This window comes from Pseudomonas sp. DCA-1, assembly GCF_046523955.1.
GTDB lineage: Bacteria > Pseudomonadota > Gammaproteobacteria > Pseudomonadales > Pseudomonadaceae > Aquipseudomonas > Aquipseudomonas putida_Y.
In genome coordinates, this window is record NZ_CP169881.1 from 616919 (window position 1) to 630590 (window position 13672).

16 protein-coding genes are annotated in these 13672 nt (G+C 62.2%); 11 read left to right on the top strand and 5 right to left on the bottom strand.

Translation table 11 applies throughout. From position 1 onward, the window contains the following. The first annotated feature begins 7 nt into the window (after positions 1 to 7). The 4 genes from ACE4QZ_RS03065 (at position 8) to ACE4QZ_RS03080 (ending at position 3774) form a co-directional block, all read left to right on the top strand. A complete protein-coding gene (locus ACE4QZ_RS03065) occupies positions 8 to 1108 on the top strand; it encodes a uroporphyrinogen-III C-methyltransferase (RefSeq protein WP_279935150.1) in 1101 nt (366 codons plus the stop codon). Further along, positions 1105 to 2343 (top strand): heme biosynthesis protein HemY, encoded by a 1239-nt coding sequence (locus ACE4QZ_RS03070; protein ID WP_021782557.1) that lies wholly within the window; start codon positions 1105 to 1107, stop codon positions 2341 to 2343. The genes ACE4QZ_RS03065 and ACE4QZ_RS03070 overlap by 4 nt, the downstream gene beginning before the upstream one ends. A 222-nt stretch (positions 2344 to 2565) precedes the next feature. Next, positions 2566 to 3072: a disulfide bond formation protein B gene (locus ACE4QZ_RS03075; protein WP_021782558.1), complete on the top strand. Its 507-nt coding sequence runs from the start codon at positions 2566 to 2568 to the stop codon at positions 3070 to 3072. Positions 3073 to 3303: 231 nt separating this feature from the next. Then, the gene (locus ACE4QZ_RS03080; RefSeq protein WP_021782559.1) at positions 3304 to 3774 is read left to right on the top strand and encodes an Rsd/AlgQ family anti-sigma factor; all 471 of its coding nucleotides are present in this window, start codon (positions 3304 to 3306) and stop codon (positions 3772 to 3774) included. 8 nt (positions 3775 to 3782) lie between these two features. Here ACE4QZ_RS03080 and ACE4QZ_RS03085 read toward each other — a convergent pair whose 3' ends face one another. Then, complete coding sequence (locus ACE4QZ_RS03085; RefSeq protein ID WP_021782560.1) at positions 3783 to 4421, bottom strand: FKBP-type peptidyl-prolyl cis-trans isomerase; 639 nt, start codon at positions 4419 to 4421, stop codon at positions 3783 to 3785. Between the two features lie 178 nt (positions 4422 to 4599). Between ACE4QZ_RS03085 and ACE4QZ_RS03090 the strand changes: the two genes are divergently transcribed. Then, positions 4600 to 5613 (top strand): AlgP family protein, encoded by a 1014-nt coding sequence (locus ACE4QZ_RS03090; protein WP_021782561.1) that lies wholly within the window; start codon positions 4600 to 4602, stop codon positions 5611 to 5613. Here the strand turns inward: ACE4QZ_RS03090 and ACE4QZ_RS03095 are convergent. Next, entirely contained in the window at positions 5592 to 6071 is a 480-nt protein-coding gene (locus tag ACE4QZ_RS03095; RefSeq protein WP_021782562.1) for a TIGR02444 family protein, read from the bottom strand. The genes ACE4QZ_RS03090 and ACE4QZ_RS03095 overlap by 22 nt on opposite strands. A 50-nt stretch (positions 6072 to 6121) precedes the next feature. On the opposite strand from ACE4QZ_RS03095, the gene ACE4QZ_RS03100 reads away from it, so the two are divergent. The 3 genes from ACE4QZ_RS03100 to ACE4QZ_RS03110 all read left to right on the top strand — a co-directional run bounded on the left by ACE4QZ_RS03100 (position 6122) and on the right by ACE4QZ_RS03110 (position 9446). Next, positions 6122 to 8032: an ATP-binding cassette domain-containing protein gene (locus ACE4QZ_RS03100; protein WP_028697332.1), complete on the top strand. Its 1911-nt coding sequence runs from the start codon at positions 6122 to 6124 to the stop codon at positions 8030 to 8032. Beyond that, complete coding sequence (locus tag ACE4QZ_RS03105; RefSeq protein WP_021782564.1) at positions 8032 to 8619, top strand: mechanosensitive ion channel family protein; 588 nt, start codon at positions 8032 to 8034, stop codon at positions 8617 to 8619. The genes ACE4QZ_RS03100 and ACE4QZ_RS03105 overlap by 1 nt, the downstream gene beginning before the upstream one ends. A 194-nt stretch (positions 8620 to 8813) precedes the next feature. Further along, positions 8814 to 9446 (top strand): LysE family transporter, encoded by a 633-nt coding sequence (locus ACE4QZ_RS03110; RefSeq protein ID WP_021782565.1) that lies wholly within the window; start codon positions 8814 to 8816, stop codon positions 9444 to 9446. Positions 9447 to 9494: 48 nt separating this feature from the next. On the opposite strand, the gene ACE4QZ_RS03115 is transcribed toward ACE4QZ_RS03110, so the two are convergent. Both ACE4QZ_RS03115 and ACE4QZ_RS03120 read right to left on the bottom strand, forming a co-directional pair. Beyond that, positions 9495 to 10247, bottom strand: coding sequence for a slipin family protein (locus ACE4QZ_RS03115; protein ID WP_021782566.1), 753 nt, complete (start codon positions 10245 to 10247; stop codon positions 9495 to 9497). Between the two features lie 2 nt (positions 10248 to 10249). Further along, positions 10250 to 11596, bottom strand: coding sequence for an NfeD family protein (locus tag ACE4QZ_RS03120; RefSeq protein WP_021782567.1), 1347 nt, complete (start codon positions 11594 to 11596; stop codon positions 10250 to 10252). A gap of 98 nt (positions 11597 to 11694) precedes the next feature. Between ACE4QZ_RS03120 and ACE4QZ_RS03125 the strand changes: the two genes are divergently transcribed. From ACE4QZ_RS03125 to ACE4QZ_RS03135, 3 genes are all read left to right on the top strand, one after another. Continuing rightward, positions 11695 to 12153 carry an aminoacyl-tRNA deacylase gene (locus tag ACE4QZ_RS03125; RefSeq protein ID WP_021782568.1) on the top strand — a complete coding sequence of 153 codons (459 nt, stop codon included), beginning with the start codon at positions 11695 to 11697 and terminating at the stop codon, positions 12151 to 12153. 61 nt (positions 12154 to 12214) lie between these two features. Further along, on the top strand, positions 12215 to 12457 hold the full coding sequence (locus tag ACE4QZ_RS03130; protein WP_021782569.1) for a DUF2789 domain-containing protein: 243 nt from the start codon (positions 12215 to 12217) through the stop codon (positions 12455 to 12457). Between the two features lie 69 nt (positions 12458 to 12526). Further along, positions 12527 to 13165, top strand: coding sequence for an NADH:ubiquinone oxidoreductase subunit N (locus ACE4QZ_RS03135; protein WP_279935147.1), 639 nt, complete (start codon positions 12527 to 12529; stop codon positions 13163 to 13165). Between the two features lie 6 nt (positions 13166 to 13171). On the opposite strand, the gene ACE4QZ_RS03140 is transcribed toward ACE4QZ_RS03135, so the two are convergent. Continuing rightward, complete coding sequence (locus ACE4QZ_RS03140) at positions 13172 to 13609, bottom strand: CBS domain-containing protein (RefSeq protein WP_021782571.1); 438 nt, start codon at positions 13607 to 13609, stop codon at positions 13172 to 13174. Positions 13610 to 13672: the final 63 nt, after the last annotated feature.

The window sequence follows — 13672 nt, forward strand, 5'->3', positions numbered from 1 at the left end:
TGGATACGTGAGCGAGACTGTCTTGTCCAATAACGATCAACCGTCGGCACAGGCGCCTGCGGAACCCGTTACCACCCCACCTGCCAAGCGCTCCGGCAGTGGCCTGGCAGCGCTGGCCTTGCTGCTTGGTGCGGCCGGGGTGGCGGTAGGTGGCTGGGGTGTCTGGCAGGTGCGTCAACTGCAGGGCAGTGAGTTCAACCAAGGCCAGCACATCGAGGCGCTGAACCAGCGCGCCGAGGCGCTGCAGCAACGTGAGCAGCAGATCAGTGCGCAACTGGCCAGTCTGCCAGCTGCCAGCGAGCTGGAAGACCGCCGGCGTTTGGTAGCCCAGCTACAGGGCGACCAGCAGCGTCTCAGTCAGCGCCTGGAAACCGTGCTGGGAGAAAGCCGCAAAGAATGGCGCCTGGCCGAAGCCGAGCACCTCCTGCGCCTGGCTACCCTGCGCCTTTCGGCGTTGCAGGACATCACCAGTGCCAAAGCCTTGGTCGAAGGCGCCGACGAGATCCTGCGCGAGCAGAGCGACCCGGGTGCCTTCGCTGCCCGCGAGCAACTGGCACGCAGCCTGGCCATGCTCAACAGCACTCAGCAACCGGACCGAACCGGCCTGTTCTTGAAACTGGCTGCACAGCGTGAGCTGGTACAGAAGTTGAGCGCCCAGTCCCCAGAGTTCGACAGTAACGCCGATGCGTTTGGCGCCCTGACCGCCGACGGTGATGGTGCCAGCAGGCTGTCGCAGTGGTGGGCGGAAATATCCAAGTACTTCCAGATCGACTTCAACGCCGATGAAAACGTGCGTCCGTTGCTGGCCGGGCAGCAACTGAACCAGCTGCGCCTGGCCTTGAGCCTCACTATCGAGCAGGCCCAGTGGGCGGCGCTCAATGGCGATGCCAAGGTTTACACGCAGGCGCTGGACGACGCCCGCAGCGTACTGCTGGCCAACTTCAACGCAGACAACCCGCAAAGCAAGGCCATGCTCGACAGCCTCAATGCCTTGGCCGATCAGCCGGTGTCGGTGGTTACCCCTGACCTCAGTGAAAGCCTGGCGGCTGTGCAGGCCTATATTCAGCGCCGTCACCTGCCGGCCGAGGCTGAAGGGGGCAAGCCATGAAGCGTGTCTACCTGTTGGCCGTGCTTGCAATCGTGGTTGCTGCGGCACTGGGCATCGCGGTCGCCAAGCACAGCGGCTATGTACTGATTTCCTATGGTGGCTTCCGTTATCAGTCGGGGCTGTGGGCAGCCTTGGCGGGTATTTTGGCGGTCGTCCTGCTGCTGTGGTTGCTGCGCTATCTGGTCGGCCTGGTGCTGACCTCCAGTGGTGTGGTCAACCCTTGGTCACGGCGCAACCGCAGCCGACGTATCCGCCTGGCAATCGAACAGGGCCAGCTCGATCTCGCCGAAGGCCGCTGGGCCAGTGCCCAGCGACACTTGCACCGTGCCGCCGAGGCTGAGCGCCAACCGTTGTTGTACTACCTTGGTGCCGCGCGCGCGGCCAACGAGCAGGGCCGCACCGAAGACAGCGACAACCTGCTGGAGCGTGCCCTGGAGCGCCAGCCACAAGCGGAGCTGGCCATTGCCCTGACCCATGCCCAATTGCAAATGGACCGCGGTGAAAGCGATGGAGCCCTGGAAACCCTGCTGGCCATGCAGGAACGTCACCCGCACAACAGCCAGGTGCTGCGCTTGCTGCAGCGCCTGCACCTGGAGCGCGGCGACTGGTCTGCACTGATCCGCCTGCTGCCCGACCTGCGCAAGGGCAAGGTGCTGCCGGCCGCCGAGCTGGCGGCTCTGGAACAACGTGCCTGGGGCCAGAACCTGAGCCTGGCCGCCACCCGTGGCGAAGACACGCAAAGTGCACGTCAATCCTTGGAGCGCGCTTGGCAGCAACTGACCGCAGCCCAGCGCCAGGAGCCACAACTGGTGCTGGCGTACGCCGAGCAATTGCGCCAGGTAGGTGCCCAGAACGAGGCCGAACAAGTGCTGCGCACTGCCCTCAAGCGCGACTATGAAAGCCATCTGGCCCGCCTTTATGGCCTGGTGCGTGGGGATGACCCGGCACGTCAGTTGCAAACCGCTGAAGGTTGGCTCAAGGCTCACCCGCAAGACGCAAGCCTGCTGCTGACCCTGGGTCGTCTGAGCCTGCAGAACCGCCTGTGGGGTAAGGCGCGTGATTACCTGGAAAGCAGCCTGCGCATGGAGCGCAATCCCGAGGCCTGTGCTGAACTGGCCCGCCTGCTTGCGGGGCTGGGCGAGACCGAGCGCAGCAACCAACTATTCCAGGAGGGCCTTGGCCTTCTGGACGAGCGCCTGCTGGCGCTGCCTTTGCCAGAAGGCGTACGCGCCTGACCCACCCCAAGGCCCGCGCCAAGGTGCGGGCTTTGGGGGCGGGTAATTTATCTTTTCCTGTCAGTTAGATCTGAAGTCCATCTCTTCCGTCGTCTCCTACCTCATATCTGGAAATTTCCTACGCGATTCAGCGACTTGTCGTTGTTGTCGTGCCTTGAAACAAAGCGTGTCTTTCCTCTACCGTTTCAAGCCACTACTTTTTCCCCGGGACCTTCACTGCCCATGCTGCCGGCCCGTTTGCGCACCTTTTTTCTTCCTGCCTGCCTGGTTGCACTGGCGGTACTGGTTGCGTCTTTTCGTCTGGAAAACACAGTGGGGCTGAGGCCGTGCCCACTGTGCCTCAGCCAACGGTTGCTGCTTGGCGTTTACGCGCTGCTGTGTTTCGCAGCCGTGCTGCAGGCACCGGGCACGCAGGGCATCCTTCGTTACGCTCGACTGGCGCTGGGCTGCTCGCTGGCCGGCGCATTGCTGGCCGCACGGCATGTCTGGTTGCAGGGTGTTGAGGTGGGCAATGATGTATGCCCGGTGCCGATAGGGCGAGTGTTCGAGCAATCTTGGGGTGAGGCGGCACGGCAACTGTTGCTGGGTGGCCCGGATTGCCGTTCGCTTGCCTGGAGCTTTCTCGATCTGACACTGCCGGAATGGAGCCTGTTGGCTTTCCTGCTGCTGGCGGCTCTGCCCTTGAGTTGCCTGCTGGCGTATCGTTTCCGCACCCTGGCTAGAACATGACCTGACGCAAGGTTGCGCCATTAGCGCGACCAATGGCGATGTAACAGGTTATTAAACACTTGTATGAACTTTGTGTGCTGCGTACCTTGAAGGGCAGCACGCGCGGGAATAATCTCCCAGCACGCATACCGGAAAAACAACTGCTCGATGCCGTCCTGCTGATGTCACCTTTGTGCTGCGCGGTCGTGGTGCGAGGTGCAGCGGCATCTACCCAGAAGGGAAGAGATCGCCATGCTCGATAGTTGTCAGAACGCCCAGGAACGCTGGGGTGGGGTTCACAAGCTGATCGACCGTTGGCTGGAGGAGCGCCAGGAACTGGTGCAGGCTTTTCGCGCCCTGCGCGATGTGAAGCCAGCCTTCGCCGACAAGGACACCAACGGGGACTTTTGCTCACTTCTGGTCGACTACGTTTCGGCGTGGCACTTCGAAGTCTGCGAGCAACTGGTCAGCGAGGCCAAGGCGTTCGGAGACGAGAAGGCGCTGAAGCTGGCCGAAGAGATCAACCCTCGGATCAACGACAGTACTCAGATTGCACTGGCCTTCAATGACCATTGCGCCAAGGGGGAGTGCAAGGACACCGAACGCTTTGCCGAGAAGCTGGCCAAATTGGGCGGGTTGTTGCATGAGCGCTTCGAGCTTGAAGACTGTCTGATCGAAGTGCTGCACAACGCACACAAAGAAGAGGGTGCAGTGCAGGCCTGAGGTTGGCGTCAGTCGCCAACCGCCAGCAGTTCGATCTCGAATACCAGGGGGGTGTAGGGTGCAATCAAATCCCCCGCCCCCTCGGCGCCATAGGCTTGCGCTGAAGGAATTACCAGGCGCCATTTGGCGCCAGTGTGCATTTTCGGCAAGGCGACCTGCCAGCCTTCGATAACCGAATCCAGGTTGAACCATTGTGGTGTCTGGTTTTGGTCGAATACCGAGCCATCCGGCAGTCTGCCCACATAGCGTACCTGCACTTTGCCGCCTGCTTTCGGCTGAGCCCCCGTGCCCGCCTGCAGTTCACTGTACAGCACACCTTCCGTTAGTTCGTGTACCCCGTAACGCCCACGCTCATTAGCCATGAAACGTGTTTCGGCAGCCTGCAGCTTTTGCGTAGCGGCGTCACTTTCCTGGGTTTCATGCTGCTGGAGCACCGCCTGCATGCGTGCCTTGTCGAGCTTGAGGGGTTGCCCCTGATAGGACTGCTTCAGGCCTTCGACCAGCGCATCCAGTTGCAAACCCGGCATCTCCTGGCGCAGGCGTTCACCCAGGCTGGCACCCAGGCTGTAGGCCAAATCGTGGTCTTCGCTCTCGGCCAAGGCGAGGGGTGCCATCAGGCATAAACCTAAAACAAGATATCGAGGCAACGCCTGACTCCCAAATACCAGCAATGATTAATTCAGCAACTACACTTTCACGCAGCTGCAAGATAACAACTTTGCCCAGGCATGCAACGCGGCGTAAATATTACGGTCAACATGCCCTAGCGGCGGTAGCAGCAGAAGCATAGTATGAGCCGTAATCTCGTCAGCCAGGAGGTAAACCATGTCGGCCAAAAAGAAGCCAGTAAGTACGCCGTTACACCTGCTCCAGCAACTTTCGGGCAGCTTGCTCGAGCACTTGGAAGAGGCCTGCTCGCAAGCGCTGGCTGATGCGGAAAAACTGCTGGCGAAGTTGGAAAAGCAGCGTGGCAAGGCACAGGAAAAACTGCACAACGGTCGCCTGAAACTGCAAGACGCGGCCAAGGCAGGTAAAGCCAAGGCGCAGACCAAGGCGCAAAAAGCCATTGGTGAACTTGAGGAACTGCTCGATTCTCTCAAGGAACGTCAAACCCAGACCCGCTCTTACATTCAGCAACTCAAACGCGATGCTCAGGACAGCCTCAAGCTGGCCCAGGGTGTAGGCAAGGTACGCGAAGCAGCAGCCAAGGCACTTGATCAGCGTGCAGCGAAACCCGCCAAGTCGGCTGCCGCCAAGCCTGCGGCCAAACCAGCTACGAGGTCGGCCGCTGCCGCCAAGCCTGCGACCAAACCAGCTGCGAGGTCGACCGCTGCTGCGAAGTCTGCGGCCAAACCGGCTGCCAAGGCGACCGCTGCCGCGAAGCCTGCGGCCAAACCGGCTGCCAAGGCGACCGCTGCCGCGAAGCCTGCGGCTAAACCGGCTGCCAAGGCGACCGCTGCCGCCAAGCCTGCGGCCAAACCGGCTGCCAAGGCGACCGCTGCCGCCAAGCCTGCGGCCAAACCGGCTGCCAAGGCGCCCGCTGCCGCGAAGCCTGCGGCCAAACCAGCTGCCAAGGCGCCCGCTGCCGCGAAGCCTGCGGCTAAACCAGCAGCCAAGGCGCCCGCAGCAGCCAAACCTGCGGCCAAGCCAGCTGCCAAAGCCCCTGCTGCCAAGCCAGCCACAAAACCAGCTGCCGCCAAGGCACCTGCACGCACGGCCGCCAAGCCTGCCGAGGCCAAACCCGCTACACCGGCCGCCGCAACCAACTCGGTGAGCCCGGCTGCAGCAGCACCGTCGGCACCTGTGAGCACGCCTGCTCAGGCACCTTCGGCGTCCTGAAGCGCAGCCGCTGCGACGCGCAACTGAACTAGCGCGTCATGATGCAGAGCCTGGTCCGGTGCCAGCCGGGCCAGCCAGTCGTCCGCGGGCTCATGGGAGCCCACGGGCCACTCTTGCGAGCGTTCCTGCAAGCGCTCAAGCAAGGCTTTTTCAGCCCGCAACTCCAACCCTTTCACTTGTTCACGTAATGCCGCCAGTTGTGTATCACCCGATGCTGTGGCTCGCCATTGCTGGCGCAGGCTGCGTAGCGGGGTAACCACGTCACGCTGCCAGGGCTCGGCGAGTTCTTGCAGTGCTTGTGCGCGTTCGCCCAGCACGGTTACTCCGCGTGCTTGTAGCCAGGTTGCGCACAGCAGCAGGCAGACATCACCGCCCAGTGCCTGCAGTTCAAGGCAGGCGGCTTCCACGCCGGGCCTGGCATACAGGGTCAGGGCGTAATTCCAAAGGTCGGTGTGCATGGTTCCACTCGCGCTATGGGCCGAGGAAGCTGGTAGACTCCGCGACCATCATGATCAGACTATCCAACCTCACTTTACAGCGTGGTCCGCAGCGCTTGCTAGAAGGCGCCGAGATGACCCTGCACGCCGGTCACAAGGCCGGCCTGATCGGCGCCAACGGCGCCGGAAAATCCAGCCTGTTCGCCTTGCTGCGCGGTGAGCTGTCACCCGATGCCGGTGACTGCCAACTGCCCGGCGACTGGCGCATCGCCCACATGCGCCAAGAGGTCGACACCCTCGACCGCCTGGCTGTGGACTATGTGCTTGACGGCGACGTGCGCCTGCGCAAGGTCCAGGCCGAACTGACCGCGGCCGAGCAGGCCCACGACGGCACCGCCCTGGCGCGCCTGCACAGTGAGCTGGAAAGCGCCGACGGCTATACCGCCGACGCCCGTGCGCGCAAATTGCTGGCTGGGCTGGGCTTCACCAACGAGCAGATGGACCGCCGTGTCGGCGATTTCTCTGGTGGCTGGCGGATGCGCCTGAACCTGGCCCAGGCCCTGATGTGCCCGTCCGACCTGTTGCTGCTCGACGAGCCTACCAACCACCTCGACCTCGACGCGATCCTGTGGCTGGAAGACTGGCTCAAGGGCTACCCCGGCACGTTGTTGCTGATCTCCCATGACCGTGACTTCCTCGATGCCGTGGTCGACCATGTGCTGCACGTCGAGCAGCGCAAGCTCAACTTGTACAAAGGCGGCTATACCGCCTTTGAGCGCACCCGTGCCGAGCGTCTGGCGCAGCAGCAGCAGGCCTACGAGAAGCAGCAAGCGCAGCGCGCGCACATGGAAAAGTACATTGCCCGCTTCAAGGCTCAGGCTACCAAGGCCCGTCAGGCGCAAAGCCGGATCAAGGCCCTTGAGCGCATGGAAGAGCTGTCGGCGGCGCATGTCGATTCGCCGTTCGACTTTGTCTTCCGTGAATCGCAGAAAATTTCCAGCCCGTTGCTGAGCCTTTCCGAAGGTTGCCTGGGTTATGGCGACAAGGCCATCCTCGACAAGGTCAAGCTGCAGCTCACCCCGGGTGCTCGTATTGGTCTGCTCGGGCCCAACGGCGCCGGCAAGTCGACCCTGATCAAGAACCTTGCAGGTGAGCTGGAACCGTTGTCGGGCCGTCTGGTTCGCGGCGAGAACCTGGCTGTAGGCTACTTTGCCCAGCATCAGCTGGACTCGCTGGATGACAAGGCCAGCCCGCTGCTGCACCTGCAGCGCATTGCCCCTACCGAGCGTGAGCAGACGCTGCGCGACTTCCTCGGCGGCTTCGACTTCCACGGTGCCCGCTGCGACGAGCCGGTGGTGAACTTCTCCGGTGGCGAAAAGGCTCGCCTGGCACTTGCGCTGATTGCCTGGGAGCGGCCAAACCTGCTGCTGCTTGACGAACCGACCAACCACCTGGACCTGGAAATGCGTCTGGCGCTGACCATGGCCTTGCAGGAGTTTGCCGGTGCAGTGGTGGTGGTATCCCACGACCGTCATTTGCTCAAGAGCACCACGGATGACTTCCTGCTGGTGGCCGACGGCAAGGTCGACACCTTCGACGGTGACCTGGAAGACTACAGCCGCTGGCTGGTCGAGTACCGCCAGCGCAGCGCGCCGGCCAGTAGTGCACCGGCCAACCCGGACAAGACCGACAAGAAAGCTCAGCGCCAGGCTGCCGCAGCCTTGCGCCAGCAGTTGGCACCGCACAAGAAGGCTGCCGACAAGCTGGAAAGCGAGCTCAACCAGGTGCACGCGCAATTGGCCGAGATCGAGACTGCGCTGGGTGATGGTGGCCTTTACGACGCGGCGCGCAAGGACGAGTTGCGCGATCTGCTGGCGCGCCAGACCAAGCTCAAGCAACGCGAAGGCGAGCTGGAAGAGGCCTGGATGGAAGCGCTGGAAACCCTTGAAAGCATGCAGGCCGAACTCGAGGCGCTGTCCTGATGGAGGAACTGCGTTCGCTGCTGCCAGGGCAATGGGTGGATACCTTCTGGCTAGGCTTGCAGATACTCTTGATCCTGGTCGCGGCGTTCATCCTGCAGCGTATCGTCGCCCGTGGGCTTGGCCGACTCGGCCAGCGTTACCCGTTGCCGCCGGAGTTGCTGGTGCCCGTTCGCGGTGGCCTGCGCTGGCTGATCATGGGCAGCGCGCTGCTGTTCGTGCTGGAGCGCCTGGGTGTTTCGGCGACTGTGTTGTGGACAGCACTTTCCGGCTTCGTCGCGGTAGCGGCGGTGGCCTTCTTCGCCATGTGGAGCGTGCTGTCCAACCTGTTGTGCGCGGTGTTGATCTTCACGGTTGGGCCGTTTCGCATCGGCGATGTGGTCGAGCTGGTCGACACCCTCGACAAGCCCGGCGTGAAAGGCCGGGTGATCGCCATCAACCTGCTGTTCACCACGCTGCTGGAAATGCCCGAAGCGGGTGGGGCGCTTGTGCAGGTGCCCAATAGCCAGTTCTTCCAGAAGTCGGTACGACGCTGGCGCGGGGCCGAAGTACAGGCCCTGCACAAAGAAACAGCTGCCGAAGCTGACTGAACCTGTACTGGCCCCTTCGCGGGCGCGCCCGCTCCCACAGGTATCCCACCGTCTGAAGATGCACTGGGCGTGGGAGCGGGCGTGCCCGCGAAGAAGTCAGGTCAGACACCACAAATCCATCAGAAATCACTGGTTATTTTTTCGCCAAAACCTTAGCTTAACGTTTTGCAACAAATGTTCGAGCGAGGTGTGTGATGTCGATGGAAGTATGGTTGGGCTTCTTTGCTGCCTGCTGGGTGATCAGCCTTTCACCTGGTGCCGGGGCGATTGCCTCGATGTCCAGCGGCCTGCAATACGGCTTCTGGCGTGGTTACTGGAACGCCTTGGGCCTTCAGCTGGGCCTGATCATGCAGATCGCCATCATCGCCGCCGGCGTCGGTGCCATCCTGGCCGCCTCGGCCACGGCGTTCCAGGTCATCAAGTGGTTTGGCGTCGCCTACCTGGTGTACCTGGCCTACAAGCAATGGCGTGCACTGCCGATGGACATGAGCGATGAATCAGGCGTGCGCCCGATCGGCAAGCCGCTGAGCCTGGTGTTCCGTGGTTTCCTGGTCAACGTCAGCAACCCCAAGGCGCTGGTGTTCATGCTGGCGGTGCTGCCGCAGTTCCTTAACCCGCATGCGCCGCTGCTGCCGCAATATGTGGCGATCACCGTGACCATGGTCACTGTCGACCTGCTGGTGATGGCGGGGTACACCGGGTTGGCTTCGCATGTGTTGCGCATGTTGCGCACACCCAAACAGCAGAAGCGTTTGAACCGGACCTTTGCCGGGTTGTTCATTGGTGCAGCCACCTTCCTCGCGACCTTGCGCCGCGCGCCGGTCTGACAGACCGAATACAGGCCATTCGCGGGCAAGCCCGCGATTGGTCCATCACTATTTCTCCTTGCCAGCCAGCCCCTTCAGCAAATCTATCGGCAGCGGGAAGACGATGGTCGAGCTCTTGTCCCCGGCAATCGCCCCCAGTGTCTGCATATAGCGCAACTGCATCGCCCCCGGCTCTTTGCTCAGCATTTGCGCGGCTTGCATCAGTTTCTCCGACGCTTGCAGTTCACCTTCGGCATGAATCACCTTGGCCCGACGTTCGCGCTCGGCCTCGGCCTGGCGGGCGATGGCGCGTATCATCGACTCGTTCAGGTCAACGTGCTTGATCTCGACGTTGGCCACCTTGATGCCCCAGGCATCCGTCTGCGCATCCAGCACCTGGCGGATATCCAGATTCAGTTGCTCGCGCTCTGCCAGCAGCTCATCCAGTTCGTGCTTGCCCAGCACCGCACGCAGGGTAGTCTGGGCCAGCTGGCTGGTCGCCACCAGAAAATCCTCGACCTGAATGATCGCTTTCTGCGGGTCGAGCACGCGAAAGTACAACACTGCGTTGACCTTGACCGAAACGTTGTCGCGGGTGATCACATCCTGCGGCGGCACATCCAGTACCACTGTACGCAGGTCGACCCGTACCATTTGCTGAATCACCGGGATCAACAGGATCAGCCCCGGCCCTTTGACCTGCCAGAAGCGCCCCAGTTGGAACACCACGCCGCGCTCGTATTCGCGCAGGATGCGAAACGCCGACAGCACCAGCATGGCCAGCACGATCAGCACTGCGCCGAAACCGAATTGCATGAACATGCTCATTCTCCTTGCGTCGCAGGGGCGGCGGCGCTCACTTCCAGCATCACGCCATGGCGCGCGGTCACCCGTACGTTCTGGCCAGTTTGCAGCGGCGTTGCGCACCGCGCTTGCCATGGTTCGCCCTGAGCCAGCACGACACCACAGAATGGGTCGCTTGCCATCACCTGGGTGACGGTGACCAGGCTGCCGACCAGGCCGGCGTCGCCACTGACCAGCGCCCGCTTACGGGCCTTGAGAGCCATGCCCAGCACGCCACCGATCAATAATGCCGAGAGCAGCGCCAGGGTGCCGATCAAGGCCAGCGGGATGCCGAAACCGGGGGCGTCGGTGTCAATCAGGATCAACGCGCCGACCACAAAGGCAACGATGCCGCCGAAGCCGACCACGCCGAAACTGGGCAAGAAGGCTTCGGCGACCATGAAGGTAATGCCAAGCAGGATCAGCGCCACCCCGGCGAAACTCACCGGCAATAGCTGCAGCGCATACAGCGCCAGCAGCAGGCAGATACCACCGACCACACCACCCACCGCAGAACCGGGGTTCATGAATTCGAACAACAGGCCGTAAACGCCGATCATGATCAGGATCAGTGCCACGCTGGGGTTGGTGATCACCGCCAGAACCCGTGTGCGCCAGTCCGGCAGATGCTCGACCACGCTGGCGCCTGCGGTCTGCAACTGCCGTGGCTGGCCGGCCACCTGGAGCATTTTGCCGTCGAGCTTGCGCAGCAGGTCAGGCAGGTCATCGGCCACCTGATCGATCACGTTCAGGCGCAAAGCCTCGCTGGCGGACAGGCTGACCGCCTCGCGCACGGCCTTCTCCGCCCAGTCGGCGTTGCGGCCGCGCATTTGCGCCAGTCCACGGATGTAGGCAGCAGCGTCGTTGACCTGTTTGCGTGCGAGGGTTTCATCGTCGCCGCCTTTGGCCTTGTCATCATCGGGCGTGCCAGGCGGGCCGCCGATCCGCACCGGCGTGGCAGCACCCAGATTGGTCCCGGGCGCCATCGCCGCAATATGGCTGGCGTAGAGAATATAGGTGCCGGCGCTGGCGGCGCGGGCTCCGCTGGGGGCAACGTAGCTGGCGACCGGCACAGGGCTGGCGAGAATTGCCTTGATCATCTGGCGCATGGCGCTGTCCAGCCCGCCCGGGGTATCCATGCGGATAACCACCAGTTGCGCGCCTTGCGCCTGGGCCTGGCCAAGGCTGCGTACCAGGTAGTCGGCGCTGGCCGGGCCGATGGCGTCGTCGATGCCCAGCACCCACACCGCGCCGGGCGCTGCCTGGCCACCTGGCGTGATGCCAAGCAACAACAGCAGCAACAGCCAGCGCCAGCAGTGGGCGATCACCTGTCGTCACCTCATTTGCGCGTATTACACAAGTTTAGCCCCGACCACTCGTACCCGGCCTAAAATTGAAGATTGGGGGGCGAAACCGGAGGTGCATCATGCGTATGGCAAAGACCCTGCAGGCCAGCCTGGACAAGGCCAACTGCGACTACGACATCATTCCCCACCCACATTCGGCCACCAGCCTGGAGTCGGCCCGTATGGCCGGCGTGCCCGCCGAACGGGTCGCCAAGGCGGTGATGGTCGATGACCGTCACGGCAACTACATTATGGCCGTGCTACCGGCCAACCGGCATCTGGACCTGGACAAGGTGCGCATGTCCGGGGCCTGGCATCTGACCCGTGAAAGCGGTCTGCCGAGCCTGTTCAATGACTGCGAACGCGGTGCTGTGCCGGCCCTTGGCGATGCTTACCAGATAAAAATGCTGCTCGACCCGAGTCTTACCCGCCAAGGCGATGTCTACCTGGAGGCGGGTGACCACGATCACCTGATTCACATGAGCATGGAGCAGTACATGAAACTGGTGCCGCACGCCGAAGTGTGCGAGCTGTGCTGATGTTTTCAAACCAATGCCAGGCGGGCGTCGTGGACGGCTTGCCTGGCGCTCAGGAGGAACCATGGAAGCGCTGATCCATCCCTTTGCCGAGCTGTTCAAGCAGCTGGGCTTGCCCGACGATCCCAAGAGTATCGATCAGTTCATTACCAGCCATTCCCCGCTGAAGAACGAAATCAAGCTGGTGGATGCGCCATTCTGGAACGACTCTCAGCGTGCATTTCTCAAGGACAGCATCATTGAAGATTCCGATTGGGCTGTGCCCTTCGATCAACTCAACGAAGCATTGCGCCGCCCCCGAAAATAAAGCGCCGAGTGGCACCTGACGAGTGATCGGCCGTTGCTATGCTCAGGAAAACAATAAGGGGATAGCGCGATGAAAGATCCCTACGCACCAGGTTTCTGGTGTTCCGTGACGATCCTGGGCACCCTGACGGCCAGTTACTTCTATGGCATCAGGCAGACGCAACAGATGACTCAGGCGGTGCATTTCCTGTATGCCGCTGCCGCAGTCACTGTGGCGGTTGCACTGTTGGCGCTGACATGGATCGCCTGGCAGCAACTGCGCCTGAACAAGCGCGAAGTGGTGCAGGGGCGAACGTTGCTGACCATCTGGAACACCAAGGTTGCACTACGCCGCGTCGAGACGGTTTTCGACCGCTATTTCTGGGGCAGCTACTGGCATTCGGGGCGTACCTTCGAAGAGGTCATGGGCGAGCTCAGAGGCACACCGCTGGAGCAGAGCCTGGATGCGTTGAAGCGCCAGTGCCGGGTGCTCGACCGCGAAATCCATGACCGCCATCACCACTGGCTGGCCAACGCTCGCGACCTGTCCAGCGTGGCCCAGGCGATGGCCCGTGAACGCTACCAGCTTGACCTCGGCGAGCCCACGCACAGCGGCCACGGCAATACGGCAGTGCTCAACCGCGACCTGGAAGTGTTGGTGTACACCTGGTCGGCGCGCTTGCGTAGCTTCGACCATCAACTGGACGAGTTGGAGCGCGCCTACCATTGAGGCGCGTCATTCGCCGCGGATGTACTGCTCCATCTGCTTGATCAGGCTGGCCTGTTCGGCGATGGTTTCCTTGACCAGGTCACCGATCGAGAGCAGGCCGAGCAATCTGCCGTTGTCGACCACCGGCAGGTGACGCAGGTGGCGGTCGGTCATCAGGTTCATGCAGAAGTCGAGCTTTTGCTTGGGTTCCACGGTGACCACCGGTGCACTCATGATTTCGCGTACCGGGGTGGCGGCGGAAGAGCGGCCCTTGAGGACCAGTTTGCGCGCATAGTCCCGTTCACTGACGATACCCACTACCTGGCTGCCCTCGACTACAGGCAGCGCACCGATGTTTTTCTCCGCCAGCAGTTTCAGGGCGTCGAGCACCGAGTCATCCGGGCCGATGGTGTAGACGGTCTGGTGCTGGGACTTGGTCTTGAGGATTTGTTCGACGGTCTTCATACGGGCCTCTGCGGATAAAAAAGCACTGTCTCGGAGTAACTAAAGCATCCGGTACGGCGCTCT